The organism is Actinoallomurus sp. NBC_01490, from assembly GCF_036227085.1.
Lineage (GTDB): Bacteria > Actinomycetota > Actinomycetes > Streptosporangiales > Streptosporangiaceae > Actinoallomurus > Actinoallomurus oryzae.
This window is the reverse complement of record NZ_CP109433.1, coordinates 619,699-642,073: the sequence shown is the minus strand read 5'-3', so window position 1 is coordinate 642,073 and position 22,375 is coordinate 619,699. Positions and strand designations below refer to the sequence as shown.

General features: G+C 69.8%; 34 protein-coding genes, 1 tRNA gene and 1 pseudogene. 18 read left to right on the top strand and 18 right to left on the bottom strand.

Features of this window, described 5'->3' with window-relative positions; all coding sequences use genetic code 11:
• Positions 1-5: 5 nt before the first annotated feature.
• Entirely contained in the window at positions 6-1,034 is a 1,029-nt protein-coding gene (locus OG417_RS03355) for an IS110 family transposase (RefSeq protein WP_329249558.1), read from the bottom strand.
• A 567-nt stretch (positions 1,035-1,601) separates the two neighbouring features.
• On the opposite strand from OG417_RS03355, the gene OG417_RS03350 reads away from it, so the two are divergent.
• Genes OG417_RS03350 through OG417_RS03340 form a run of 3 tightly spaced genes read left to right on the top strand, consistent with a single transcriptional unit; the run spans position 1,602 to position 2,889 of the window.
• Positions 1,602-1,841, top strand: a complete 240-nt coding sequence (locus tag OG417_RS03350) for a hypothetical protein (protein WP_329249555.1) — start codon at positions 1,602-1,604, stop codon at positions 1,839-1,841.
• A complete protein-coding gene (locus OG417_RS03345) occupies positions 1,838-2,110 on the top strand; it encodes a hypothetical protein (protein WP_329249551.1) in 273 nt (90 codons plus the stop codon). Before OG417_RS03350 ends, OG417_RS03345 begins: the two co-directional genes overlap by 4 nt.
• Positions 2,107-2,889, top strand: coding sequence for a DUF2637 domain-containing protein (locus OG417_RS03340; RefSeq protein ID WP_329249547.1), 783 nt, complete (start codon positions 2,107-2,109; stop codon positions 2,887-2,889). The genes OG417_RS03345 and OG417_RS03340 overlap by 4 nt, the downstream gene beginning before the upstream one ends.
• A gap of 46 nt (positions 2,890-2,935) precedes the next feature.
• Here OG417_RS03340 and OG417_RS03335 read toward each other — a convergent pair whose 3' ends face one another.
• Positions 2,936-3,100: a hypothetical protein gene (locus OG417_RS03335; protein ID WP_329249543.1), complete on the bottom strand. Its 165-nt coding sequence runs from the start codon at positions 3,098-3,100 to the stop codon at positions 2,936-2,938.
• A gap of 109 nt (positions 3,101-3,209) precedes the next feature.
• On the opposite strand from OG417_RS03335, the pseudogene OG417_RS54195 reads away from it, so the two are divergent.
• The 6 genes and pseudogenes from OG417_RS54195 to cutA form a co-directional block, all read left to right on the top strand.
• Positions 3,210-3,314: pseudogene (locus OG417_RS54195) on the top strand (DUF6011 domain-containing protein); the annotation flags it as partial.
• A gap of 51 nt (positions 3,315-3,365) precedes the next feature.
• Positions 3,366-3,554 carry a hypothetical protein gene (locus tag OG417_RS03330; protein ID WP_329249540.1) on the top strand — a complete coding sequence of 63 codons (189 nt, stop codon included), beginning with the start codon at positions 3,366-3,368 and terminating at the stop codon, positions 3,552-3,554.
• A gap of 76 nt (positions 3,555-3,630) precedes the next feature.
• Positions 3,631-3,918 (top strand): hypothetical protein, encoded by a 288-nt coding sequence (locus tag OG417_RS03325; protein WP_329249537.1) that lies wholly within the window; start codon positions 3,631-3,633, stop codon positions 3,916-3,918.
• A complete protein-coding gene (locus tag OG417_RS03320) occupies positions 3,918-4,151 on the top strand; it encodes a hypothetical protein (protein ID WP_329249534.1) in 234 nt (77 codons plus the stop codon). The genes OG417_RS03325 and OG417_RS03320 overlap by 1 nt, the downstream gene beginning before the upstream one ends.
• Complete coding sequence (locus OG417_RS03315; RefSeq protein WP_329249532.1) at positions 4,148-4,300, top strand: hypothetical protein; 153 nt, start codon at positions 4,148-4,150, stop codon at positions 4,298-4,300. Before OG417_RS03320 ends, OG417_RS03315 begins: the two co-directional genes overlap by 4 nt.
• Before the next feature lie 242 nt (positions 4,301-4,542).
• On the top strand, positions 4,543-4,857 hold the full coding sequence (gene cutA / locus OG417_RS03310; protein WP_329249530.1) for a divalent-cation tolerance protein CutA: 315 nt from the start codon (positions 4,543-4,545) through the stop codon (positions 4,855-4,857).
• Here cutA and OG417_RS03305 read toward each other — a convergent pair.
• On the bottom strand, positions 4,799-6,103 hold the full coding sequence (locus OG417_RS03305; RefSeq protein WP_329249527.1) for a helix-turn-helix domain-containing protein: 1,305 nt from the start codon (positions 6,101-6,103) through the stop codon (positions 4,799-4,801). The two genes, cutA and OG417_RS03305, sit on opposite strands and share 59 nt — an antisense overlap.
• A gap of 189 nt (positions 6,104-6,292) precedes the next feature.
• Here OG417_RS03305 and OG417_RS03300 point away from each other — a divergent pair, with 189 nt between their 5' ends.
• The 4 genes from OG417_RS03300 to OG417_RS03285 all read left to right on the top strand — a co-directional run bounded on the left by OG417_RS03300 (position 6,293) and on the right by OG417_RS03285 (position 8,494).
• Entirely contained in the window at positions 6,293-6,583 is a 291-nt protein-coding gene (locus OG417_RS03300; RefSeq protein WP_329249524.1) for a hypothetical protein, read from the top strand.
• Positions 6,580-6,747: a hypothetical protein gene (locus OG417_RS03295; RefSeq protein WP_329249522.1), complete on the top strand. Its 168-nt coding sequence runs from the start codon at positions 6,580-6,582 to the stop codon at positions 6,745-6,747. Before OG417_RS03300 ends, OG417_RS03295 begins: the two co-directional genes overlap by 4 nt.
• Before the next feature lie 327 nt (positions 6,748-7,074).
• Complete coding sequence (locus OG417_RS03290) at positions 7,075-7,530, top strand: glycine-rich domain-containing protein (protein ID WP_329249519.1); 456 nt, start codon at positions 7,075-7,077, stop codon at positions 7,528-7,530.
• Between the two features lie 73 nt (positions 7,531-7,603).
• Complete coding sequence (locus tag OG417_RS03285) at positions 7,604-8,494, top strand: hypothetical protein (RefSeq protein ID WP_329249516.1); 891 nt, start codon at positions 7,604-7,606, stop codon at positions 8,492-8,494.
• A gap of 201 nt (positions 8,495-8,695) precedes the next feature.
• Here the strand turns inward: OG417_RS03285 and OG417_RS03280 are convergent, their stop codons facing one another.
• From OG417_RS03280 to OG417_RS03230, 11 genes are all read right to left on the bottom strand, one after another.
• Entirely contained in the window at positions 8,696-9,331 is a 636-nt protein-coding gene (locus OG417_RS03280; RefSeq protein ID WP_329249514.1) for a hypothetical protein, read from the bottom strand.
• Positions 9,328-9,642, bottom strand: coding sequence for a hypothetical protein (locus OG417_RS03275; RefSeq protein WP_329249512.1), 315 nt, complete (start codon positions 9,640-9,642; stop codon positions 9,328-9,330). The genes OG417_RS03280 and OG417_RS03275 overlap by 4 nt, the downstream gene beginning before the upstream one ends.
• A gap of 11 nt (positions 9,643-9,653) precedes the next feature.
• A complete protein-coding gene (locus OG417_RS03270; protein ID WP_329249509.1) occupies positions 9,654-10,466 on the bottom strand; it encodes a hypothetical protein in 813 nt (270 codons plus the stop codon).
• A complete protein-coding gene (locus OG417_RS03265) occupies positions 10,453-10,665 on the bottom strand; it encodes a hypothetical protein (RefSeq protein ID WP_329249507.1) in 213 nt (70 codons plus the stop codon). The genes OG417_RS03270 and OG417_RS03265 overlap by 14 nt, the downstream gene beginning before the upstream one ends.
• Positions 10,665-11,105 carry a helix-turn-helix domain-containing protein gene (locus OG417_RS03260; RefSeq protein WP_329249505.1) on the bottom strand — a complete coding sequence of 147 codons (441 nt, stop codon included), beginning with the start codon at positions 11,103-11,105 and terminating at the stop codon, positions 10,665-10,667. The genes OG417_RS03265 and OG417_RS03260 overlap by 1 nt, the downstream gene beginning before the upstream one ends.
• A gap of 83 nt (positions 11,106-11,188) precedes the next feature.
• A complete protein-coding gene (locus tag OG417_RS03255) occupies positions 11,189-11,749 on the bottom strand; it encodes an HGGxSTG domain-containing protein (RefSeq protein ID WP_329249503.1) in 561 nt (186 codons plus the stop codon).
• Between the two features lie 154 nt (positions 11,750-11,903).
• Positions 11,904-12,098 carry a hypothetical protein gene (locus tag OG417_RS03250; protein ID WP_329249500.1) on the bottom strand — a complete coding sequence of 65 codons (195 nt, stop codon included), beginning with the start codon at positions 12,096-12,098 and terminating at the stop codon, positions 11,904-11,906.
• Positions 12,099-12,350: 252 nt separating this feature from the next.
• On the bottom strand, positions 12,351-13,799 hold the full coding sequence (locus tag OG417_RS03245) for a DnaB-like helicase N-terminal domain-containing protein (RefSeq protein WP_329249498.1): 1,449 nt from the start codon (positions 13,797-13,799) through the stop codon (positions 12,351-12,353).
• Entirely contained in the window at positions 13,796-14,017 is a 222-nt protein-coding gene (locus OG417_RS03240; protein WP_329249495.1) for a hypothetical protein, read from the bottom strand. Before OG417_RS03240 ends, OG417_RS03245 begins: the two co-directional genes overlap by 4 nt.
• A gap of 90 nt (positions 14,018-14,107) precedes the next feature.
• A complete protein-coding gene (locus tag OG417_RS03235; RefSeq protein WP_329249493.1) occupies positions 14,108-14,317 on the bottom strand; it encodes a DNA-binding protein in 210 nt (69 codons plus the stop codon).
• Complete coding sequence (locus OG417_RS03230) at positions 14,314-14,580, bottom strand: helix-turn-helix domain-containing protein (RefSeq protein WP_329249489.1); 267 nt, start codon at positions 14,578-14,580, stop codon at positions 14,314-14,316. Before OG417_RS03230 ends, OG417_RS03235 begins: the two co-directional genes overlap by 4 nt.
• Positions 14,581-14,665: 85 nt before the next feature.
• Between OG417_RS03230 and OG417_RS03225 the strand changes: the two genes are divergently transcribed.
• Together OG417_RS03225 and OG417_RS03220 are read left to right on the top strand one after the other, a co-directional pair.
• Positions 14,666-15,346 (top strand): hypothetical protein, encoded by a 681-nt coding sequence (locus OG417_RS03225; RefSeq protein WP_329249486.1) that lies wholly within the window; start codon positions 14,666-14,668, stop codon positions 15,344-15,346.
• Positions 15,347-16,504: a tyrosine-type recombinase/integrase gene (locus tag OG417_RS03220; RefSeq protein WP_329249482.1), complete on the top strand. Its 1,158-nt coding sequence runs from the start codon at positions 15,347-15,349 to the stop codon at positions 16,502-16,504.
• Between the two features lie 95 nt (positions 16,505-16,599).
• Here the strand turns inward: OG417_RS03220 and OG417_RS03215 are convergent.
• Positions 16,600-16,672 (bottom strand) — tRNA-Arg (locus OG417_RS03215).
• Positions 16,673-16,945: 273 nt separating this feature from the next.
• Here OG417_RS03215 and OG417_RS03210 point away from each other — a divergent pair.
• Both OG417_RS03210 and OG417_RS03205 read left to right on the top strand, forming a co-directional pair.
• Entirely contained in the window at positions 16,946-18,079 is a 1,134-nt protein-coding gene (locus tag OG417_RS03210) for a glycerophosphodiester phosphodiesterase (RefSeq protein WP_329249479.1), read from the top strand.
• Positions 18,080-18,308: 229 nt separating this feature from the next.
• Positions 18,309-19,508 (top strand): sigma factor, encoded by a 1,200-nt coding sequence (locus OG417_RS03205; protein ID WP_329249476.1) that lies wholly within the window; start codon positions 18,309-18,311, stop codon positions 19,506-19,508.
• A gap of 29 nt (positions 19,509-19,537) precedes the next feature.
• Here the strand turns inward: OG417_RS03205 and OG417_RS03200 are convergent, their stop codons facing one another.
• Positions 19,538-20,305, bottom strand: a complete 768-nt coding sequence (locus OG417_RS03200) for a hypothetical protein (RefSeq protein WP_329249473.1) — start codon at positions 20,303-20,305, stop codon at positions 19,538-19,540.
• Positions 20,306-20,413: 108 nt separating this feature from the next.
• On the bottom strand, positions 20,414-20,611 hold the full coding sequence (locus OG417_RS03195; RefSeq protein WP_329249471.1) for a hypothetical protein: 198 nt from the start codon (positions 20,609-20,611) through the stop codon (positions 20,414-20,416).
• Positions 20,612-20,886: 275 nt separating this feature from the next.
• Between OG417_RS03195 and OG417_RS03190 the strand changes: the two genes are divergently transcribed.
• Positions 20,887-21,687 (top strand): GntR family transcriptional regulator, encoded by an 801-nt coding sequence (locus OG417_RS03190; RefSeq protein WP_329249468.1) that lies wholly within the window; start codon positions 20,887-20,889, stop codon positions 21,685-21,687.
• Between the two features lie 29 nt (positions 21,688-21,716).
• On the opposite strand, the gene OG417_RS03185 is transcribed toward OG417_RS03190, so the two are convergent.
• The gene (locus OG417_RS03185; protein WP_329249466.1) at positions 21,717-21,884 is read right to left on the bottom strand and encodes a hypothetical protein; all 168 of its coding nucleotides are present in this window, start codon (positions 21,882-21,884) and stop codon (positions 21,717-21,719) included.
• Positions 21,885-22,375 lie beyond the last annotated feature (491 nt).

Below are 22,375 nucleotides of genomic sequence, written 5' to 3'. Positions count from 1 at the left end.
CGTTGTCAAGCCGCAGCGGCGAGTGGGGGCGTGAGTTGGTAGACGCGTCCATCGCGCAGCAGGGCCCACAAGACGTTGACGCGGCGTCTGGCCAGGGCGAGTACGGCCTGGGTATGGCGTTTACCCTCGGCGCGTTCGCGGTCGTAGAAGCGCCGGGAGTCCGGGCAACAGCGGACGCTGATCAGCGCGGAGGTGTAGAACACCCGTTGCAGCGCGCGGTTGTAGCGCTGGGGCCGGTGCAGGTTCCCGTGGACGCGGCCGGAGTCGCGGGGCACGGGTGTGACGCCGGCGAAGCCGGCCAGCTTGTCGGCCGAGCCGAACCGGTCCATGTCACCGCCGGTGGCGGCCAGGAACTCGGCACCGAGCAGGACACCGATGCCCGGCAGGCTGGTGATCACCTCGGCGGAGGGGCGGCGGTGAAACCGGTCCTCGATGAGCTGGTCGATGTCTTTGATCTGCTCGGTGAGGGTGATCACCCCCTCGGCGAGCTGGGCCACCAGACGTGCGGCCATCTGCTCGCCAGGAAGCGCCCTCATCTGGGACTCCGCAGCGGTGACCGCTTTGACGGCCAGTGCGGCGACGCCGCGGATCCTGCGGGCACGCAGCCATTCGGTCAGACCGGCAACACCGATCTCGCGCAGCGAGGCGGGTGTCTGGAAACCGGTCGGCAGCACCAGCGGACCGCGGTTGGTCAGGTCCACGGCACGCTGCAATGCCGGGCAGATGGCCGGCACCTGGTCGTGCAGCCGGTTGACCGCGCGGGTGCGGTCGGCGGCCAGGTCCCGGCGGCGGGCCACCAGCAGCCGCAGCTCGACGATGAGTTCGTCATCGGCGTCCAGCACCGTCAGGTCGCGGCGCATCCGGGCCCGGTCAGCGATGATCAGCGCGTCCTTGGCATCGGTCTTACCCGCCCCCCGATACCCCTCAGCGGCCCGGTTGACGGTCATCCCAGGCACGTAGACAACGTTCGACCACAGCGACGTGATGGTGCTCCCGGCCGATGTCGACGCCGGCCCACGCGCGTTCCAACCCATGCCTCCCACGGTGGTGTGGTTCCGATCCTGCCCACAGACGACCTCGCCGTCAGGTCCCAACACAGCGATGCGCTCGCAACTCTCAATCAGAGGCCGAGTCCGTCACGGAGGAACGGGCGGCGAGTCGCAGGAAGCCACCGATGGGCAGACCACTGAAAGCCACACCCGCCCCTCCTGGGGCATCCGAACCCTATGCCGGGCCGGATGCTTCAACGGTAGGGACCACTGACCAGCACACACACAAATCCCATCAACGATCTAGGTGATGTAGGACGGTCCCTGTTAGCAAACCCGTTAGCAAAAAGGCCCCTCGCAATCTTGCGAGGGGCCTTTGACCTGGGCGCAGCCGGAGGGATTCGAACCCCCAACCTTCTGATCCGTAGAGGGATACGGGAAGTCCTCCAAAGTCCGCTCAGTCCGTGAGCGCAGGTCAGTGTCCGGGAGACGTCCGCACGAGACGTCTCCAGTCGGGCCCGTCCGCACCGTCTGTGAGACATGTGTGAGACGGGCGTGAGACGGCCCGCCCGAGCACGACGCCGGCCGGGCCTCGGACGCTGGAGCGCATTCGTGACCTACTTCATGGACTACGGCGACGACTGGCCGCCGTCCCCTACGCCTGTCCCGCCGCCGCACCGTCGCTCGCGCCTGTGGCGCCGGTGCGTGTTCTGGATCCTCGTGTACGTCGCCGTGACGGCCGCCGGCCTGCTCGCCATCCGGCTCGCGCACACCGACTACCTCCAGCTCGGCCCGCGCCACCCGGCGCCCGCGAGCGGCACGGCCGTGCCGGGGACGGGGGCACGCCGATGAGTGATCTGGCTCGCGAGGTGCTCGACGTCGTGCTCGACGCCATCGATATCCCGTACGCCGCGACCGCCGGCGACGACGAGACCCGACAGAAGATCCTCGATCAGCGGCTCATGCAGCTGGTCGTCTCGCTGCGCACGCTCCGCGACGACCCCGGCAGGGACGCGGCGTGGACGCTGGCGTACCTGCGCGAGAAGCTCACCGAGCACCCGGCGGCCGGATACCGGACCTGGGACGAGGCATGCGCCCTGAGCCGCGAGGGGGCCCGATGACCGCACGCACCACCGCCCGGTACATCGTCGTCGCCTTGATGGGCGTCGCGGTCCTGGTGGCCACCGGGGACGGCTTCGCGCAGTCGTACGCCGGCCTGTACGGCTGGGCCGTCGAGCACGGCCTGCACGGCTGGAAGGCCGACAGCTTCCCGCTGATGGTCGACCTGTTCATCGCCGTTGGCGAGCTGGGCCTGTTCCTCCTCGCGATCGACGGCCACCGGTTGCGCCGGTCGTTCATGGCGTGGGCGGACCTGCTCGTGCCCGCGCTCGTGGCCGCGTCGGGCTGGGGCGCGTCGCTGGTGTTCAACGTGGGGCACATCAAGGTGCACGCGTTCAGCTACCGGGCGACCGCGGCCGTGCCGCCGCTCGCGGCCATGGTCGGTCTGCTCGTGCTGCTGCGGACGCTTCACCGCTACGTCGCCCAGGCGGACGAGGCCAGTTCCCAGGTCCGGGAAGTGGCCGAGCCGCTCGCGCTCGCTGTGGCGCCGGAAGACCTTGCCCCGGCCGAGGAGATCGACGACACCCCGGCGGCGCTTCTGGCGTGGCTCAGGGGTGAGCCCGTACCCGAGGCCGAGGTGCATGTACCCGGAGGCGTACCCGACCCGGATCCGTACGAGGCGCGCGCCGCCGAGGAGTTCGCCGAGGAGCTCGGCCGCGGCGAGGTGCCGTCTATTCGGACGATCAAGCGGCGGATGAAGATCGGCCAGCCCAGAGCGCGTCAGGTACGGGCGTACCTCGACGTACTCGCCGAGCGAGAGCCTGTACCCGCCGGACGGTAGAGGTGTACCCGAGCCCCCCGGCCCTGAGCAGGCGCGGGGGGCTCGGCTACTTCCTCTTCGGCCGCTTGATGAACTTTTCGAGGCACTCGTTAACGACGTCCTGGAGGGTCACGCCTTCTTCCTCGGCCTTCTGTTTGGCCTGCTCCCAGCGCTCGTCCGGTACGCGGATGCCGCGCGCCTTGTGCTTGTGCCGGTCGCCGTCGCCGCTCACAGGTCCTCCTCTCGAAAGTGGCTATCCACAAATCATCGCAGACCTCTTGTGATGTGGATAGCCACACGGTAGTCTGTGGCTATCCACAAAGGGGATTGGAGCAGGTGCAATGCGAATCGAAACTGGGGATGCTACGCCGTTCGTCCGCTGCCTCCGCTGCGGTCGCACCCTCCGCTCCGCTGCCAGCATCGCCCGCAGCCGTGGCCGCACCTGCGAGCGCCGGGAGCGGCAGGAGAAGGCCGCAGCCGGCTTCAAGGCGGCGACCGTGGCCAAGGCCCGCGAGCTGATCGAGCAGGGCGGCGTCGTCCCGCTCCGGGGCCGCGTCTGCCGCACCGTCAGCAGCGACGGCGAGCGGACCTACCTGACCGCGCCGGAGGCGTGCAACTGCCCGGCCGGCCTGAAGGCCCGCTTCGTCTGCTTCCACCGCGTCGCCGTAATCCTCGCGGCGGCCTGACCCACCAACAGAACGGCCCCGGCGGTGCGCCAACACCGTGATCCGGGGCCTCGCCGGACACTGGAGGTCCGACTCGATGACTCAGCTTACGTACCTCGCCGAGGCGCCGCTGCGCATCGCGCCCAGCGCGCCGCACCCCGGCACCAACCCGGCCCTGCGCGCCGGCCTGGTCGCCCTCGCCGACTACCTCACCGGCCTGGACGACTACCCCGACCCGTGGGATCTGTTCGCCGCGTTCGTCCCGTGGATGACCGACCGGCAGCGCGTCGAGAACTGGGCGGCCGAGCTGCTGCGCTGTGTCGTCGCCCGCGTCTCCGACTTCGAGCTGGAGATCACGCTCGACTACCTGACGGGAGTGCGCTGATGGCCGGCTTCTACGAACGCGTCTTCGCCCGGCCGCGTTTCGACGGGGAGGACCCCGCGATTTCGACCGCGCGCCGGACGCTGGAGGAGTGCGCGGCCAGCCGCCCGGACGACTTCGAGATCTGGGAGCGGTACGGCGCCCTGCAGGCGGCCGTCCGGGGCCTGCTCGACCTGGTCCGCGGGCAGGCGTCGCTCGCGGCGCTGAAGGCCGCACGGGACGGAGAACGGTCATGATGCGGGGCGAGCGGCTGCAGGAACTGAACGAGATGTTGCAGGACGCCGAGGAGCTCGCCGCCGAGGCCACTCGACTCGTGTCGAGGATCAAGGCTGCGATCGCCGTCACGCGCACGAGTGAAGGGCGACACCTGCACCTCGTGCAGTAGCCCCGCACGACGAGACGCCCCGCCGGTCACCGCGACCGCGCGGGGCGCTGTCATGTTGGGCCCTGTGCGATGACGTGAGACGGCCTCGCATCGATGCACGTCAGAAAGCCGTGAGAGGCGGGCACCTGACAAGAGGTCAGACAGCGCGCCTCACGATGAGAGACGCCCCGCCGATCGAGAAGACTGTGCGGGGCGTCTTTGGTGCACGCAGGTCGATCCTACGGCCCGCTACGCTGCCGCGCATGACGGATCACGTACAGGTATCAACCGCGGCGCCGACGCGCGAGGCGGCGGTTGAGCTGCTGAACTCGGCGGTCAAGGCGCGGCTCGCCGCCGGCGGGCAGGTGACAGGCCCCGCGGTCACGGCGTTCTGGCATCTCGGCGAGTTCGGCAACGGCGAGGAATGGGCCGTCACCCTGAAGACGACCAAGGATCGCTATCCCGAGCTGGAGGCGCACCTGATCGAGGCGCACCCGTGGGACAACCCGGAAGTGTCTTTCACGCCTCTCGGCGGCTCGGCGGCATACCTGGACTGGGTGACCCGGGCGACCTCCTGAGGAGTTCCTCCGCCTGCTCGATGACGTCGGCGACGCCCGACACCGCGCCGTGTGGCCGGAGTCGTTGGAGCGTGTCCGTGATGCGCCGCTGGGGGCGCACCGATGAGACGTCGGCGCACAGCGCGAGGGCCCGGCCGGTGACGGCCGCGGCCTGCTCGACCTCTCCCGCGTCGAGGTGAGCATCGGCCAGCCACGTCAGGTACAACGCCTTGTCCCGGGCATGCGTGTCGTCGTAGTTCCCCAGGGCGTGCGTCAACGCCGGTACGGCGCGGACGTGGTCACCCAAGGTGCTCCAGCAGCGGCCGGACATGATCTCCAGTTCCGTCCGGTCGACCCACCCCGCCCAGTCCGGCTCGCTCGCCATGCGCCCGCCGTCTGCGAGAGCGCCCTGGGCGCGCTCCAGCGCCGCATCGGCGGCGGCAGCCTCGCCGGCGACCGCGTGCGCCCAGGCTGCCCGCTCGTACAGCAGGGCCCGGACCGTCTGCGGCGTGTCGCTGCTGTCAGCGACGCGGCATGAGGCGTCCGCCTCGCCGGTGCCCGGCTGGCCGGTGCTGACCTTCTGGTACGCCAGATACGCCAGCGCATTCGCGATCAGTGACGTGTCGCCCGCATCGGAGGCCGCGGTCAGGCTGTCCATGAAATGCCGGTGCGCGAGCGGGTGCCACCCGGCATCGAAGGCCGACCACCCGGCCTGTTGCGCCTGCTCGGCGATGACCGCCATCAGCGCACGGCCGGTCGCGTCGGTATAGCTCGCCTCGTCAGCCAGTGAGCTCGTCGCCTTCAGCTCGGCGAGGTAGATCCGATAGGTGTCGGCGCCGCCCAGGACGTCGTCAAGGCGCCGTAGTCGGGCCGTGCGACGGCGCAGCCGTGCCACGGTGTCGGCGCCGATGCGGCGGCCGGATGCGGTGTCAACGCCGGCCGGTACGGCGAGAGCGAACGTTGCGGCCAGCGACGACCCTACGAACCCCCGACGGTCCACCTCGTCCTCGTCTTCTCCGAAGATCGTCTCTTCGGCGATCCCAAACGCGCGGGCGTACAGGAGCCGATAGCGCTCGCTGATCTGCTCCACGTCGCCGCGCTCCCAGCGCTTGACGTACGACAGCAGGCTCTCGTGACTTGGGAGACTGCTGCGGGCCTCGCCGGCAGCGAGCGCGAGCTGGTGCGCCATCTCGGGCTTGTCCCAGCCCCGCGCCTTGCGCTCCTCCCGGATGCGGTCGACCCACACCTTACGAACGTCGGCAGTCATGTTGCGTGCACCCTTGCCGAGCATTTCAGAGCACTCTCTCGTGCTCCGTCGTGCTCCGGATTGTCCCCTGTCGCGGCTCGTTTCGCAGCACTTCACTGGCTGTAGTCCAAACGCAACAGACATCGGAGGCGGGCGGTGCACGCAAAAACCGACCCGATCGCGGACGTTCGCCGACAGGTGGCCGCCCGCTTGCACGAGCTGGAGACAGCCCTCATCGCGCATGGCTTCACGGTCGTCACGGTCGACGTGATGCTCTGGAGTCTCGACGTCCGAGCGGCCGCGAGCACGGTCGCGCCGGCGCAGACGCGCCGCGTGCAGCTCGCCCCCGCCTCGTCCGGGGAGCTGGCGTTGAGCTGGTATCTCGTCCTGCCAGGCCCCGTCGACGGTGTTCCAGACACCGAGCTCATCGGTGCGGAGGACGACATCGGCGGGGTGGTCGAGCGGATCGCCCAGGCGCTGATCCGTGGCGGCCAGCCATGACCAATTCCGGCACCTGTGGTGCGGCCTCTCCCGAGCAGTACGCCGACGCGATGGCGATCCTCGGCCAGACGCCCGAGGGCACCGATGGCCCCCGCCCCGGCGGTCCCCCTGCCGGGCGGGATGAGGGGGGAAGGGGCGACGGCGCCGGCACCCGGCGCACGTAGCCCGGCCGCCGGGCGGGTGCTCGTCCCTCGACGCACCTGCCCGCCCGGCGGCCATATCCACCAGACCCGGTGCCGGGCGTCAAAGCCACCGCGCGGGAACGGCCGAGTTTGTTTCATGACCGCGAGAACGGACGCCAAGGCGGAAGAGGGGCGATTCACGCGCTCCGTAGACGCCGACATGCGCCCGGCACCCCCGATCGCCCCGGCCGGCGACACCTCCCCGGCCGAGGTCCAGACGCCGCAGGCCCGGGAGTTTGCGGGACTTCCGGGCCTGCGGTCAGCGGTACGGCAGCCGAGCCGTACCCCGAGGCTCTCTGAGGAGGAGCCATGACCGTAACCTTCGACACGACGGCAACGGCCGTCACCCCCCGGGATCTGATCCCCCGGGACCTGTTCGATCGGCTGGTGCGGCGCATCGTCAAGGACGAGGCGTTCGACCAGGCGACGGCCGAGCGCATCATGGCCGAGGCGCTCGCGTTCTTGAAGGCCTGCGCGCTCAACCCGGGCGCCGGTCTCGGCCCGTCCCCGGCCGTCGACGTCGGCTGGCACACCTTCATCCTCCACACCAAGGAGTACGCCGAGTTCTGCGAGCGGGTCGCGGGCCGGTTCATCCACCACAACCCGACCGACGACGCCGATGAGACGGTCGGCAAGTACGGGTCGATCGCCGCGACGCTCGACGCGATGCGCGCGGCGAACATCCCGGTCGACGAGGAGCTGTGGAAGGCGCACGCCGTGAACTGCTCGCAGTGTCACGCCGGGTGCACCGACAGCCCGAAGTGACATCCACCCTCGACGCGGCCCCAGGTCATATGCTCGGCGACCTGGGGCCGCCCCCTACCCAGCGAGGAACGCCATGACCCGATACGAATGGGACGCCCTACCGGAAGCCGTACGCGATGCGGTCGAGCAGCAGTGCGGCGAACCGGTCATCAAGGCCGAGACGCCGGCGATGGGCGTCAGCTCGGAGTTCACCGCGACGCTGCACCTGGCCGACGGCGCCGTGTTCTGCAAGGGCATCCGCGCCGACCAGCCGGGGGCGTGGATGCACCGCAACGAGGCGGCCGTAAATCGCCTGCTGCCGCGCGGCATCGCCCCGGCGCTGCTGTGGCAGGTCGAGGCGGGCGGCTGGCTGCTGCTGGGCTTCGAGCACGCGCCCGGACGGCACCCGGACCTGTCCCCCGGTTCCGCTGATCTGACGCCCGTCGCGGACGCCGTGAGCGCGCTGGGGAAGTTGCCCCTGTCCGGCATGGCCAACCGCAGCCTCGCGGCGCGCTGGGCCCGGCTGCCGGTCTGGCAGCGCTACCTTCAGAGCCCGCCTGACGGCCTGGACTCGTGGGAGCGGGAGAATTTGTCGCGCCTCGCCGCATTGGAGGCGGCAGCGCACGCCCAGATTGACGGTGATGCACTCCTGCACACGGACCTCCAGGCCGGAAACCTCCTCATCGAGGATGGCGCCGTAACGGTCATCGACTGGGCGTGGGCTTCCCGGGGCGCACGTTGGGTAGATCCGGCGTTCATGGTGATCCGGCTCATCGCGGCCGGGCACTCGCCCAAGGATGCGGAAGCGTGGGCGTGCCAGGTGCCCGCGTGGCAGGCAGCGCCGACGGACGCGGTGACGGCGTTCGCGGCAACCGTGCTCGGCTTGTGGGGCCGCAAGACGCGGTCGACGTCGGCGAGCCCGCATTCGGCGCGGCTGACGGATGTCGCCCGGAACTGGGCGCGATACCGTCTCGCGGCGGCCTGATCCTGGACACGAAAGCCGCCACCCTCCCCAGCCTGGTCCGAGGCTGGGCACAAAGACGCCGCGGCCCCGGACTCCGTGCGGGAGGATCCGGGGCCGCGGCCTTAACGCGTGAGAGAGCGTGGGATGCCCGCCCATCGCAGCAGGTCAGCCGGACACGATGAGCGGGCATCGGATGAATGGTCAGATGCTTAGTCCCGCTGGTTACTGCTCCCAGCCGGCAGCCTTGCCGAGCTCCTCGGCGACATCCGCGGCGCTCCTGTTCGCCGCGGCGAACATCGCTCGGGCGATGTAGTCCGACGGGCGTTCGAGGTCGGCCGGCGGCTGAGGAAGCGGCGGCGGCCTCCAGTCGACGCCGAGCTGCTCGGCGAGCGTACGCAAGCGATCCTGGCGGTCCGGTAGTTCCCGGTCGAGCCGCGCGGACTCCCTCATCTGCGCGGAGACCCGCTGAGCGATCCGCAGCACCTCGGCGGCGGCCTTGCGGAAGTGCGGCGTGTACATCCGCACCTCGGCCAGACGTGCGACGTCCGCGGCGTACCGCTCGGACTCGGCGACGAACTCCTGCTCACGCCGGGTGCGTTCGGCGATCGCCTCCAGCTCCGCGTTGACGTCGGTGAGCCAGCCGCGCACCTGGGCGGCCTCGGCGTTGACGTCCTCCAGATCGAGCGCCAGGGCCCGGCGCTTGTCCGCGTGTCGCTTGGTGTCCGAACCGTCTTCCACGGCCCGCTGCCACGCCTCGGTCACGTCCCGCAGGTCGGCGGCGATCTTCGCGCCGCGGTCCTCCAGCTTGCCGAGCTGGCGCGCGAGCTTGTCACGCCGCTTGGTCAGGTCCGCGCTCATGAGGCCGGGTCCGTGATCACGTTGCCGTCCGCGGCCAGGACGTCGGCCAGCGCCACGGCGAGGTCGTCGGCGTCGCCCGGGGCGGCCGGGACGGCCGGGACGGCGATCTCGTCGCGGGCCGTTGGCGTAAGGCTCGACAGGTAACCGCTGGCCGCCTCGATGATGGCGACCAGGCCAGCGGCGGACAAGGCGCCATCGGTGCCGTCCGCGCGGCGGATGAGTAGCCGCGTCGGGACGCCGATGTCGTGCAGTGTGTTCGGCCGCTCGCGCCAGATGGTCATGGCCGCCCCGTCCGGGGATGCGGTGTGCATCGCAGTCAGCATCACGTCTGTGCCTTCCTCATCTTGTTCGTGATGGGCGCGCCCATCGTGCTGGTACGCCCGGCCTGCTCAGCGCGGGTCTTGGCGATCTCGGCGGCCAGCGCGGAGAGTTGGATGTCGAGCCCCTCGGCGTAGTCGGCCACGGCCTGATCGACCGCCTTCACGATGTCCGCGCGCGTCATCTTCTGTGCGCTGGCGTCTCGCGGCCGGGCGTCGGCGGCTTTGAGCAGCATCGGCACAGTCTCGGGCTCGCCGCCCTTTGTGACGTTCGCGAACTCGTGCCGCTCGCGCGCCGGGTCCGCACGCTTGGCGGGCCTCGATGTCGGCGTCGCGCCGGGCGGGTTGCCCTGCGAGATCGCGGCTCGCTGCAGACGGATCATCTGCGCCGCGGTGGCGAGCTGTTGATGCGTGGCGTTGTCGCTCACCGCGAGATGCCCGAGGCCGTGCTGTGCATCGGCCAGGCGCGCCGCCTGCGCCATGACACGCGGCTGCGGGTTCTCCTCCCGAAGCTTCGTCAGGGCCTGCATGTGTCCCGTGCGATCGACGGTCGTGGCGGCGGTCATCGCACCCTGCGTGAGCTGACGGCAGCGCTCCTCGAGCTCGGTGAAGGGAAGCGCCTTGAGCATCGCTTCGGCGTGCGCCGCCAGGCCGCCGGCGGTTTCCGGGTCCGGCATGTCGCCGACCCGCTCGCGCAGCTGCGCCACCTCGGCGAGGCGTAGCCGAAGCTCGGCGGGATCCATCCGCTTACGAAGGTCGGCGGGCATCCGCTCGGCCAGGTGCCGGTGTTCGGCCGGCACGTCCTCAACCGTTGCCATTGATCCCCTTCCAGACCGTACGACGAGTGACCGGCGCGCCGGATGCCCGCGGTGCGAGCTGTTCGGCCTTCCGCTCGGCGTCGGCCGCCATCCGCTGATACGTCGCGGACAGGGCCGCATCGTGCACCTGCACGGCCGTGGTTCGGTACGTCGCCGCCTGCTGCAACAGTTCAGCGCGGCGTTCTGCTCTGGTCGCCACTACGCGACCCCTTCCGTCCTGGCCGCCAGCATCGCCGCCGTGCTGTCCGCCGAGATCAGCCACGCGCCTCTACCGGCCCGGCGCGTGCCGTGCAGCACCCCTGCGCCTACCAGCCTTCGCACCTGACGGTCCGACACCTTGAGCACCTCCGCGGCCTCCTGCGAGGTCAGCCACTCATCCGACGCCAGCGAAGATGGCAGGCCGGGCGAATCAGCCGCGTCCGCATGTCCGCGCGCTTCCGTAGGCTGGGCCGATGGTGTCCGCGTTCGGACGCGCCGCGCGACGCGATGCACGTCCGTAACGATCGCCTCCAGCTCGCGCGGCGGTGCTCCGTTCCGCACAGTCGCGGCGGCGAGCAGCTCGCGCAGGGGCCGGTCGAGCATTAGGCAATCGAGCGCGGACAGCACGACGCCGCCGCCCTCATCGAGCGCCGTACTCATGGCGTTCGCATCTGACACTCGATCCGATGCGACCGCCTGACGTCACGCTGACCAGCGGAGATGTTCGGCCTTCTCACGTCGTCTCACGCGCCCCCATCGATCGCGCGAAGGCGCCGGGGGATGACCTCGTACGCCCGCGTGAGCTGCTCGCCCGTCAGGCCGATCTCGTCGAGAGCGGCCATGACTACGGTGGCCAGCAGTTCGCCCTGCTGCTCGGCGATGCGCACCTGGCGTTCCTCCAGGCCGAGCCGGTTGATGTCGACGAGCAGCCGGCCTGCGCGGTCCATCGCCCGTTCGTACACCGCGACCTCGGCGCGGAGCTGCTCGCCGCCGAGCGTGCCGTACCGCCACTCCTCGGTGCGAAGCTCGGTGACGCGCTCGGCGATGAAGTTCTTGAAGCCGACCACCTCGGCGGCGAGTTGCATCAAGGCGCCGATGGGGTCGGAGATGTCGATGTGCTCCACCGCGTACGCCTTGGCGACCTGGCGGGCATGCTCCTCGATGACGCGCTCGGCCGCCTTGCGCTGAACCTGGGGGGCCAGGCCGCCGTGAAGTCGGCACACCGTGGCGCCGGGCATCGCGAACATCCGGCACCGGCTCCCGCCCCGCGTGGTCGCCGTGCACTGAGTCCGTGAGGCTTTCATGGGGTCGCTCCATCCGTAGGGGTTTCCATGGGGTCTGTGGGCCGCACGGCGACCGCCGTCACCGTGGGAGGTTCCGCCACGGCTCGCGCGGCGAGGTATGGCACGGCGAGGGTGGAGGCGAGCAGAGCGACGGCGGCGAGCTTCTCGGCGCGGCTCATGACGTCTCGGCCTTCCGCAGACGCGCGAGCTTCGCGGCGTGCCGCTGGCGTAGTCCGGCCGTACGAGCCGCGGCCCGGCGGACACGGCCGGCGCGCTGGGCCTCACGGCGGCGGCCGGCATCGGCGAGGAGCGCGGCGAGCCGCTCGTCGATCGCGGCCCGGACGTCCGCGGCGAGGTCATCGGGGATCATCGAGCGCCCCCTGATGGTCTGAGTGCGCCGCGGCGCACTGGCCGTCTTCAGGGTGTGTGTGCGCCGTGCGCCCTATAGGCGCACTGGCGCACTCATCACTAGTGCGCTGGCGCACTCTCGGCGCACTCGGCGCACTGGTGGCAGGCATCACGTTTTGGCTGGTCAGAGGCTCACGCATGACCGGAGATCCGCAATCGGCCCGGCGCACTGGCTCCAGATCGAAGTTTTCGCAGGTCATCATGGTCGGCGCACTCATTTCGGAGGCTCCGCGACGAAGTGCATGATCTTCCGCTGGGGGCCGTCCGTCGTGTCGATCTGGCCCTGCGTGATCGCCCGCCGGAGTGCCGTTCGGATGTCGGCCCGCTTGTGCGGATGTGGGCTAAGTGCTTGCTCGATCGCGCGCCCGGACGCGCCTGGGGTCTGTCGGAGGTACGCGATGATGTCCGGGATCGCGGCGTCGGCCGCGGTCTCACGGCGCGTCCCGCCCGACAGGATGAGGCGTCGCGTGGCCCGGTCGAACGTCAGCAGACCCTCGGGCACGTCGACGTCGCGGCCGTACGCGGCGAAGTAGCGGCGGGCATCGGCGAGCGTCTCGCCGTCCTCGCCCTTCTCGCGCACGAGGCGCCAGGTCACGTCTGGCCAGTCGAGGATCCGGCTGTCTCCGCGCGAGCGTTCGCCGTTGTGGCCCATGTGGTGATTCACGAGCGCCTCGGACACGCCGGCCTCGTCGAGCAGGGCATCGAACGCGACGAGAAACTGCCCGGCGTCCTTGTCCTCGCTCAGGCCGAGGGCGTCGAGGACGGGCCGAAGGCAGTCGAGGATGACCACGCTCGCGTCGATGGCGCGGAGCTTCCTCGCCCAGCGGGCCCGGCCGGCGCGGTCGCGCGGATCAAAGGTAGCGACGCGGCCGCGCAGGGACAGCACGGCCACCTGTCGCGCGTTCGCGATGTCCTGGTCCCGAAGCCAGCGGCGGAGCATGCGCTCGTCGAGCTCGTTGTCGATGATGACGACGCGGCCATCCGGCGGTGTGACCGTGAAGGCGCTGAGGAATTCCTCCTTGTCGACGAGGGCGCGCACGAGATTGTCGCGCATCGTCGTCTTGCCCGCTTTGAACTGGGCGGCGGCCACGACCCGGCCGCCGACCGGCCAGAGTCCCTCGATGCGGTACAGCGTCGGCTCGTCCTCGATGGCGAGGAAGTCGTCGAGGAGGACGAACTCCGGTTCGCCGAGGGCGCCGGCGCGCTCCTGCGCGGTGAGGTCGAGTGCGGCGATGACGTCGCCGACGACCTCGGATGCGTCCGCCTCCGGGTTCTGCAGGCGTTGCCGGGCGCGCTCGACGACCTCCAGCGCGCGGCGCCGTGTGCCGAGGGCGGCCACGATGTCCGCGTGGTACCCGGCCTCGGCGCCGACCGGCGCGGCGCGGTACAGCTCGGCGAGGTAGCTTCCATCGCCTACCTGTGCCAGCTCGCCTCGTCGCCTCATCTCGTCGCGCAGCACCACGGGATCGGTCGGGCGGCCGGTGAGCGCCAGGTCAACGAGCGCCTGCCAGATCATCCGGTGAGCGGGCCGCACGAAGTCGTGGGAGCCGTCGAGGATCTCGACGACCTGCTCGACGACCTTCGGCGAGAGCATCGCAGCGCCGAGCACCGCCCGTTCGGCGGCGATGTCGGCGATCAGCGGCACGTCCGGTTCGTCCGTCACAGCGGCCACCATCCGCGGCGCCGTAGGGCACGCTCGACGTGGCGGGGCGGCAGCGGCCGTACGCCTGCCTCGGCCAGGCTCCAGCACGCCGAGGCCCACGCGCGTAGAGCGGGCGTACGCACGTCGTCGAGCAGGGCTACCCTGTGGCTGCTGGTGATGTGTTCGTCGCGGCGGCCTCGCGGGGTGGTGACCCGGGGGCCGCTTCGCTTAGGGGGCATGACGTTCTCGATTCGGGGGGGCGCCCGTCTGACGTTGGGTCAGATGCCGGGCGGATTTGCGCTTTTGACCTGCGGCGATGCGCGGTCATCTCACGTCGTGTCACCGGCTCCGAGGGCCGCGAGGATGCTGGCGGTGACGACGCGGTTCTTGCCGCCGACCTTCAGGACCTTGGCCGGGAACTCCCCGCGCCTGATCAGCTCGTAGCTGTGCGAGCGCGAGATCCCGAATGCGGTGCCGCCGGTCGCGGGGTCGACCGTCGCCGGCCAGCCCCGGATCTCATCGAGCGTGGGCCCGGTCATGCCGTCTCCCGCATCACCTGGACCAGCTCGTCAAGGAGACGGCGGTACGAGATCGCGTGGTCGATGCGCGGTTCGGCCTCGCCGCGTTCCCAGCGCAGGACCGTCATCGGAGTCACCTCGAGATGCGTCGCCATCTCCCGGAGCGGGACGCGCGCCTCTCGGCGGATCCGCTGCCGTACGTCGGGCGGAGGGAGCCGCGACGCGCGGACCCGGTCCGCCAGCGATGCGCGAGGGTCGGCGCATGCATGCGTAGACGTTGCCATGGCTAGACAGTAACACGCATGCATACGTAGACGTATTTACGTGCACAGGTAGACGGAAAAGATACAAACGCCTAGCATCTGACCCATGAGTGAGACCGGCGACGTGGTATGGCTCGGCGACGACGAGGCGCTCCGCTTCCCGCCACCCGACAGCATGTGGGCCCGTAGCGGCTGGGCGGCGTTCTTCTCTGACGCTGTGGAGAAGTCGTTCGCGGCGGTGTTCGTCCGCTTCGGCCTGGCGGGAAACGTCGACTGGGACTCGGTCGACCCGGGCGACGCTGCGCCGCTAATCGTCCGAGAGGCGGTCATCCGCGGTGGAGCTGGTGGTGGCGCGGTGACGGCCGCTCTCGTCCGGGAGGTGCCGTTCGCTCGGATCGAGGCCGTGGCGAATCGACGACTCGCGCAGCGATCGGACAGGCCGGCATCGGGCGAGCTGCCGTTCCTCAATCTCGACGCCCAGACGCGGGCGCCTGGCGTCACCTCGCCATGGGCCAAACGGCCAGAGAAGGCCCGACAGGATCACGGCCCCTCGCTCAAGCTCCGAATCCCGGCCGAACGCAAGAGGCCGGACAGCTTCTACCGAGAGGTCGCGGAGCGATTCCAGTGGCTTGCCGAGCGAGGCAGGCAGCCGGCGAAGGAACTGGCTGCCGCGAACGACGTCCCGGTCACCACCGTTCATCGGTGGATCAAAGAGGCACGTCGTCGCGACATCTTGCCTGCCGCTCGGCGAGGAGAAAGTCCCACATCACAGAAGGGGGATGAGTAAGTGGCGAAAGATCCCATCAAGCGGATCGAGCTGAAAGACGGTTCGGTCCGATATCGGTTCGTCGTCGATATCGGTCGCGACCCGGAAACCGGCCGACGACTGCAGAAGACGATGACGTTCGACAAGAAGGGCGAGGCCCGGAAGGAGTACGACCGGATCCGTCACCAGTCGAGCGAGGGCACGTACGTCAAGCCGTCGAAGGCCACGGTGAACGAGATCATCGACAGCTACCTGAAGGGCGCAACCCGCGGGAAACGCGCCAACACCGCGCGGAACTACGCCGATGCGTTCCGGTGCGTCCGCGACCAGCTCGGCGACAAGCCCGCCCAGCGCGTCAGCAAGGACGACATCGAGGACCTCGTCGACTTCATGCTCACCAGCGGACGGAAGCGCGGCGGGAAGCCGGGAACGGGCCTGTCGGGGCGATCGGTCAACCTCACCCTCGGCCGACTCAAGGCGGCATTCGAGCAGGCCGTACAAGAGGGGAAGCTTGTGCGGAACGTGGTCGCCCTGGTGAAGCCGGTCAGCTACAAGCAGGCCGAACGCGAGCCGTGGTCGGATGAGGAGGTCCGTACGTTCCTGCGCAGTATCGCGAGAGACCGGCTCTCGGCGGCCTGGCGCTTGTCGCTGTACGGCCTGCGTCGCGGCGAGGTGCTCGGCCTGCGCTGGTCGGACGTTGACCTGAAGGTGGGCACGCTGAAGGTCACACAGACCCGGGTGTTGGTCGACTATGAGGTGGTTGTCGAGGAGCCTAAGACGAAGAACGGGTTCCGCACGCTGCCGCTCGACGCCGAGCTGCTCGCGGAGCTGAAGGCGCTACGGAAGCGCCAGCAGGCCGAGGCCGAGGAGGCCGGCGAGGCGTACGAGGCGAGCGGCTACGTGGTCACGGACGAGCTGGGCGCGCCGGTCCACCCGGAGTGGTACTCCGACGAGTTCGGCCGAATCCTCCGGACGGCGAAGCTGCGCCGGATCACGCTTCACGATGGCCGACACACGACGCTCAGTCTCATGGAGAAGGCTGGCGTGCCGATCTCGGTCATCAGCAAGTGGGCGGGGCACTACGACAGCGCGTTCACGCAGTCGCGGTACATCCACGCCAGCGGCGACGACCTCGCGCAGGGCGCCGAGAAGCTCGCCGAGATTTACAAGATCGCTTAGGACATGTGAGAAATTGTGAGACGAACGGCCCCGAAACGCACTCAGGGCCCCGCCTCACCGAAGTGATTTAGGGCCCTGACCTGCGCTTACCTCTGCGCAGCCGGAGGGATTCGAACCCCCAACCTTCTGATCCGTAGTCAGATGCTCTATCCGTTGAGCTACGGCTGCTGGCTGCTCGACGAGTGTACCGGCACTCCACGGCGACACGCGAATCGATACCTCGACCGCGTCCCCGCCTCGATTTTATCCACAGGAACACCGTCCCCTGTGGACAACTTCGCGGCCCCTCCGTACGCGCCGGTGATCAGCGGCGAGCTCCCTGAGCAGCCGCGAGCGCGTTCGTGGCTGGCCGGTTTCGGACCCTCTTCCCTTATAGATCAGGTCTCCCATTCGTCACGCGGCCGTCGTAGCCTCCGCACGTTCCGACTCAGGAGGTCGCTCATGTCACTGTCTCGACGCTTGCTGGCCGGTGGGCTGGCCCTCGTCACCGCGGGGTCCGCGTACGCCGCGTTCGCCGGTTCCAGCGGGGCTTCCTCGGCGTCAGCGCGGAAGAGCACGCCCAGCACGCTCAGCAGGCAGAAGCCCATTGTGATCGCACACCGCGGTGCCAGTGAGTACCGGCCCGAGGAGTCCAGGAGTGCCTACCAGCTCGCCATCGAGATGGGCGCCGACTACATCGAGCCGGACGTCGTGACCACCAAGGATCACGTCCTGGTCGCGCGGCACGACAACTGGCTGAACGACACGACGGACGTGGCCAAGCATCCGGAGTTCGCGAGTCTCAAGAAGACCAAGACGATCGACGGCGTCCAGCACACCGACTGGTTCACCGAGGATTTCACCTTCGCCCAGCTGGAGACGCTGCGGCTCAAGGAGCGGCTGCCGGATCTGCGCGCGGGCAGCAGCGCGTTCGACGGGGTCGACAAGATCGCCAGCCTCGACGAGGTCCTGCAGATCGCCAAGGACCATCACGTCGGCGTCTACCCCGAGACCAAGCATCCCACCTACTTCCGAGGGATCGGGCTGCCGCTGGAGGACGAGCTGCTCAAGGAGCTCGCCAAGTACGGCTTCAAGGGCCGGAACGACAAGGTGTTCATCCAGTCCTTCGAGACCTCGAACCTGCGGGCGCTCAGCAAGAAGACCAGCATCCGGCTGATCCAGCTCATCGACACGCAGGGCGCGCCGTACGACTTCGTCGCGAACCACGACCCGCGGACGTACGACGACCTGGTCAAGCCGGCCGGGCTGAAGGACATCGCGACCTATGCGTACGGCATCGGGCCGGGGCTCTCGCGGATAATTCCGGTCGATTCCGGCAACCACGCGCTGCCGCCCACGACGCTGGTCCGTGACGCCCACCGCGCCGGTCTCGCCGTGCACCCGTGGACGGTGCGGCCGGAGAACTCCTTCCTGCCCGTGGAGTACCAGCAGGGCGACTCCGGATCGCCGAACTACGCGCGTGCCCAGGGCGACGCCTCGCGATACCTCGCCGACTTCTACCGGCTCGGCGTGGACGGGATCTTCTCCGACGACTCCGCCTTGGCCGTCTCGACGAGAGCCCGCGTTTTCGGCTGATCAACGAAGGGCGGGCCGCCCGACCGTCACCGTACGGCGAAGGTTCTATAACGGCCAAGGCCGACGATGCCCCGTGCGCCTCCCGTACGGGGCATCGTCGTTTACGGCCACCCGAAGGTCGGCGCCTCGAACATCGGCACCGAAGGGCAAGTTGCACTATTTGCGCTTTTTACGGTGAGCTTGCTTTCTTCCCTTAGGGTTTAGGCAACCTGAATCGTGGAGCACGTACATGGCAAGGTGGTCCCGCTTCGCCCCCGACGCCGATCGTCGTCTCGTCAAGGGACTGCACGACGGGGACGACGATGTGATCGCCACGCTCTACGACGTGTACGCCGAGCGCCTGTACGACTACTGCATGGCACTCCTGGACGACCGGCGTGCCGCCGCCGACGTCGTCCACGACACCTTCATCGACGCCGCGCGCCGCGCGCCTCGGCTGCGTGACCGGGCCCGGCTGCGTCCCTGGCTGTACGCAGCGGCGCGGCGGCGCTGCATGCAGCGCAAGCTCCAGCTCGAACCCGCCGAGGACGATCCCCTCGGCAGCCTGGACTTCCTCCACCGCGAGGCGCTGTTCCTCGCGCTGCGGCACGACCTGACCGGCGACGACCTCGCCATGACGGTCGGCGTCTCGCTCCGCCGCTCGGACGCACGGCTGAGCCGTGCGCAGCAGCGGGTGCCCGACGCCGAGGAGTTCCTGCTCGCCGCGCCCGCGCCCGTGGTGCCCGCGGCCCTGCGGCACCGGGTCCAGCACACCGGGACCGACCCTGAGCTGGCCGGATACCGCGCCGAGATCGCCGCGCGTGGCGGGGCGCTGACGCCGGAGGGCATGCCGCGCCAGCCGGACGCGCCGTCGCACCTCGCACGCCGCTGGGCGTTCACCAGCGTGGGACTGTTCACCACGCTGGCCGCGGCGTTCGTCGCACTCCTGGTGATGAACCCCAACCTGCCGGTGCCCGACATCCAGTGGCCCGGCGGCAAGCCGCACACGGCCCGGTCGCCCGAGCCTCACCCGCACCGGTCGGCGCAGGCCGGCGCCCCGGGCGCCGGCGACGACCAGCGGCCGACCACCGCCCCGCAGTCGATGAACTCCCGCACGCCGACGCCCACGTCCTCGCCGTCGCCGCCGGGGGGCAAGGGCGGCACCCTGGTGGTCGACCCCGCCTCGATCCGCTTCCGCAACCACGACACGATGGCCTCCCTGGTGCTCAGCGCCCGGGGTGGCCCGGTCAGCTGGAGCGCCGCGGCCTCCTCGCCCCAGGTCACGCTCGCCCAGGCCGGCGGGACCATCAAGGATCACGGCCGGGTGGAGATCGAGGTGACGCTCAACCGGGGGCTGATCACCCTGCCGGGCACGGCCACCATCACGGTGAGCGGCGGTGCGGGCCAGGTGGTGCCCGTGTCGATCGCCTGGGACATCTCCGTCCTGTGACGATCGCCCGGGACATCTCCGTCCTGTGATCAGGCGCCCGCCGCGGCGGGGCCCACGATGTGCGGCCAGGCGTTCAGCGCCGGGCGGACTACTCCGGGCGGGAAGTGCACCCACGCGCGTGCCTCGGTCTCCTTCACCGACACGCTGATCGCGTCGTAGAGGTCCGGGTCGATCAGTCCCGGCCCGTGCCGGATCACGTCGTCGTACAGCCGGTCGGAGACCACGCAGCCGAGCTCGCGGCCCGTGGCGGCGAAGGCGGTCTTGAACGTGGGCGCCTCCAGCAGCCGGAACGCGTGCACCAGCGTCTGCCCCGCCACACCGTACGCGTCGAAGTGGACGTGGCCGGCGTGCAGTGCCATCCGCAGCCGGATCTGCGCGGGTTCGCTGGAGAGCTTGTTGTGGCGGCGCAGCCCCGCGCGTACACGCTCGGTCAGCGGGGAGATGAGCGACTCGGTGGCGACCAGCGCGGGCACGACGACGAGGACGCCGTCGCCCCGGTCCTCCCGGTGACATTCCCGCCACGGCACGCCGGCGTCCTCGAACGACTCCTCGAGGATGCGGTACAGCCCGGCTCGTACGTAGAGCTGCACGTCGTCGTCACGGCGCCGGTCGCCGAAGCCGGCGATGTCGAACGCCACGACCGCGCACTGCAGAGCTCCCTTCGCGGCGTACGGACGCGGGCGCAGCACCCGGGCGGACAGGCGGCCCATCGCCCTGCCCACGCCCGCCGCGGCGGCGACACGGGCGTACGAGGCGGGCCGGACGAGTCCGGACGCGCGGGCGCAGGGGGTTTCCATCGAGATCGGTCCTCCTCTCGGCGAGCGGGCGTCACGCTCCGCACCGGGTAACGGCCTGCCCCTCACGACAGAGGCGTGAGGGGCAGGGAAAGCCGGGTCCGGAAAGGCCTAGACGGCGTTCCGGTCCAGTGGGGTGTCCTGGGGCTGCGGTCGCCGGACATAGACGCCGGCCCACCGCCGGGCACGCGCCGAACGCTCATCCGGGGCGTAGGGGGTCAGCGGGTCGCGGCCGCTGGATCTGACGAAGCCCCAGAGGAGGTTCACGGCGGCGCCGAAGACGGCGACCGCGACGACGAGCAGGACCATACTTACCGAATCGAACCAGTGCACGAGCTTTCCCTCTCGCTCGCACCGCACAGAACGTGCGGTTTTGCCATCCGCCCCCGGACAGGCCCGCGGAATGACCGGGGCCGGTGGCGATCTGGCGACTCTGCCGTATCGCCCTCACAACATGATCATCATTGGTAGGATGGAATCATCCCAACCATTCCATCGATACCCCCAAACGGAATCATTAACCCTGTTTGACCGAGTTGATCCGTCTGGCCAATATTGGGTGGTCAGGCGTTCGAGGAGTGATGATGGCAGGGTCAAAGTGGCGTGCGATCGCCGACGACCTGGTCAAGAAGATCGAGAACGGCGAGATCCCCCGCGGCTCGCAACTCCCGACCGAGCTCGAGCTCCAGGCCGAGTACGACGCCTCGCGCAACACGGTGCGCGACGCGATCAAGTGGCTGACCCAGCGGCAGCTCGTCGTCGCCCAGCCGGGCCGCGGCACCTTCGTCTCCCGCAAGATCACTCCATTCGCCGTCGAGCTGTCCCCGCGGCACGGCTTCGGGAGCGCCGACGACGAGGGCGGCGCGTACGTCGCGAGCGCCCGCGTCCAGAACCGCCGGCCGAGCACCTCGGACCCGCGCGTGGAGATCCGCAAGGCCACCGCCCTCGTCGCCCGCCAGCTCCAGCTCGCCGAGGGCGCGCGGGTGGTCAGCCGGTACCAGGAGCGCTTCATCGACGACGCCCCGTGGTCGCTGCAGACGTCCTTCTACCCCATGGAGTTCGTCAACCGGGGCGCCGAACGCCTCGTCGACGCCGTCGACGTCGGCGAGGGCGTGGCCAAGTACCTCGAGGGTGCGCTGCAACTCACGCAGGCGGGCTACCAGGACCTCATCGCCGCACGCCCTCCCGGCCGGCAGGAGTCGGTGTTCTTCGGCCTGCCGGACAACGTGAGCGTCAGCCTGATCGAGCTCTCCCGCACCGTGTACGCCACCACCGGCGAGCCGATGCGGTTCACCGTCACGGTCTACCCGGCCGACCGCAACCAGCTCTACTACAACATCGGCGACGTGCCGGAGCCTCGTCTCGACGTCCCCGGCCCCACGTAGGTCCGGTCACCACTCGCCTCGGCACCTCGTCAGACGGCGATCTGGAACAGGGCACCCGAGGGGTAGTCGTCACGTACGACCGTGCGGACATGGGTGAAGCCCAGATTCTTGTAGTAGGACTGCAGCTCGCGATTGTCCGTCCAGACGTCCGCGCGCAGCAGTCGGCACCGGCGTCTCTCGCCCGCTGCTTCGCCCACTCGATCATCCGGGACCCGACTCCGGGAGCGGCGTTGGACCTGTCGACGATCAGGCGATGAAAGTACATGGCGGGCTCGGCCATCTCACGCTCGGTCCACAGACCGCCGGCCGTGTGCTTGTCGAGCGCGATCGTTCCCAGGAGCCGGCCTTCGGAGTCCTCCGCCATCCGGGTCTCGCCTCGCTCGATCGAGGAGCGGATGTTCGACCGCATGACCTCCTCGGTCGGCCAGGGGTCCGCCCACTGCCGGATCCCCGTCCTTCTCTCGATCCAGCGGGCGGCCTCGGTGCGGAGGCGAACGACCTCTTTCTCCTCGCCCAGCCGTGCGGGCCGCATCGTGAGACGGATCGCCCGGTCAGGATGGCCGCCGTGCTCGCCTGTGCGTACGGCTGCCCTGAAGAGAGTCTCCGCCCGGCGGAAGATGCTCGCCGCCACTTCGGATCCAGCCATGACCTGTCACTGCACCGCTTCGCAACGAAAGGTCGTGCCCTG

What these genes read in the sequence shown, in the direction of transcription:
- OG417_RS03195 (WP_329249471.1), bottom strand. Translation starts at nt 20,611, where the DNA reads ATGGTCCTGCTCGTCGTCGCGGTCGCCGTCTTCGGCGCCGCCGTGAAC.
- OG417_RS03235 (WP_329249493.1), bottom strand. Translation starts at nt 14,317, where the DNA reads ATGACCGGGCCCACGCTCGATGAGATCCGGGGCTGGCCGGCGACGGTC.
- OG417_RS03345 (WP_329249551.1), top strand. Translation starts at nt 1,838, where the DNA reads ATGAGTGATCTGGCTCGCGAGGTGCTCGACGTCGTGCTCGACGCCATC.
- OG417_RS03250 (WP_329249500.1), bottom strand. Translation starts at nt 12,098, where the DNA reads ATGATCCCCGATGACCTCGCCGCGGACGTCCGGGCCGCGATCGACGAG.
- OG417_RS03260 (WP_329249505.1), bottom strand. Translation starts at nt 11,105, where the DNA reads ATGAGTACGGCGCTCGATGAGGGCGGCGGCGTCGTGCTGTCCGCGCTC.
- cutA (WP_329249530.1), top strand. Translation starts at nt 4,543, where the DNA reads ATGACGGATCACGTACAGGTATCAACCGCGGCGCCGACGCGCGAGGCG.
- OG417_RS03340 (WP_329249547.1), top strand. Translation starts at nt 2,107, where the DNA reads ATGACCGCACGCACCACCGCCCGGTACATCGTCGTCGCCTTGATGGGC.
- OG417_RS03275 (WP_329249512.1), bottom strand. Translation starts at nt 9,642, where the DNA reads ATGCACACCGCATCCCCGGACGGGGCGGCCATGACCATCTGGCGCGAG.
- OG417_RS03295 (WP_329249522.1), top strand. Translation starts at nt 6,580, where the DNA reads ATGACCAATTCCGGCACCTGTGGTGCGGCCTCTCCCGAGCAGTACGCC.
- OG417_RS03225 (WP_329249486.1), top strand. Translation starts at nt 14,666, where the DNA reads ATGAGTGAGACCGGCGACGTGGTATGGCTCGGCGACGACGAGGCGCTC.
- OG417_RS03200 (WP_329249473.1), bottom strand. Translation starts at nt 20,305, where the DNA reads ATGGAAACCCCCTGCGCCCGCGCGTCCGGACTCGTCCGGCCCGCCTCG.
- OG417_RS03255 (WP_329249503.1), bottom strand. Translation starts at nt 11,749, where the DNA reads ATGAAAGCCTCACGGACTCAGTGCACGGCGACCACGCGGGGCGGGAGC.
- OG417_RS03210 (WP_329249479.1), top strand. Translation starts at nt 16,946, where the DNA reads ATGTCACTGTCTCGACGCTTGCTGGCCGGTGGGCTGGCCCTCGTCACC.
- OG417_RS03240 (WP_329249495.1), bottom strand. Translation starts at nt 14,017, where the DNA reads ATGCCCCCTAAGCGAAGCGGCCCCCGGGTCACCACCCCGCGAGGCCGC.
- OG417_RS03190 (WP_329249468.1), top strand. Translation starts at nt 20,887, where the DNA reads ATGGCAGGGTCAAAGTGGCGTGCGATCGCCGACGACCTGGTCAAGAAG.
- OG417_RS03290 (WP_329249519.1), top strand. Translation starts at nt 7,075, where the DNA reads ATGACCGTAACCTTCGACACGACGGCAACGGCCGTCACCCCCCGGGAT.
- OG417_RS03315 (WP_329249532.1), top strand. Translation starts at nt 4,148, where the DNA reads ATGATGCGGGGCGAGCGGCTGCAGGAACTGAACGAGATGTTGCAGGAC.
- OG417_RS03280 (WP_329249514.1), bottom strand. Translation starts at nt 9,331, where the DNA reads ATGAGCGCGGACCTGACCAAGCGGCGTGACAAGCTCGCGCGCCAGCTC.
- OG417_RS03355 (WP_329249558.1), bottom strand. Translation starts at nt 1,034, where the DNA reads ATGGGTTGGAACGCGCGTGGGCCGGCGTCGACATCGGCCGGGAGCACC.
- OG417_RS03270 (WP_329249509.1), bottom strand. Translation starts at nt 10,466, where the DNA reads ATGGCAACGGTTGAGGACGTGCCGGCCGAACACCGGCACCTGGCCGAG.
- OG417_RS03285 (WP_329249516.1), top strand. Translation starts at nt 7,604, where the DNA reads ATGACCCGATACGAATGGGACGCCCTACCGGAAGCCGTACGCGATGCG.
- OG417_RS03320 (WP_329249534.1), top strand. Translation starts at nt 3,918, where the DNA reads ATGGCCGGCTTCTACGAACGCGTCTTCGCCCGGCCGCGTTTCGACGGG.
- OG417_RS03205 (WP_329249476.1), top strand. Translation starts at nt 18,309, where the DNA reads ATGGCAAGGTGGTCCCGCTTCGCCCCCGACGCCGATCGTCGTCTCGTC.
- OG417_RS03325 (WP_329249537.1), top strand. Translation starts at nt 3,631, where the DNA reads ATGACTCAGCTTACGTACCTCGCCGAGGCGCCGCTGCGCATCGCGCCC.
- OG417_RS03230 (WP_329249489.1), bottom strand. Translation starts at nt 14,580, where the DNA reads ATGGCAACGTCTACGCATGCATGCGCCGACCCTCGCGCATCGCTGGCG.
- OG417_RS03305 (WP_329249527.1), bottom strand. Translation starts at nt 6,103, where the DNA reads ATGACTGCCGACGTTCGTAAGGTGTGGGTCGACCGCATCCGGGAGGAG.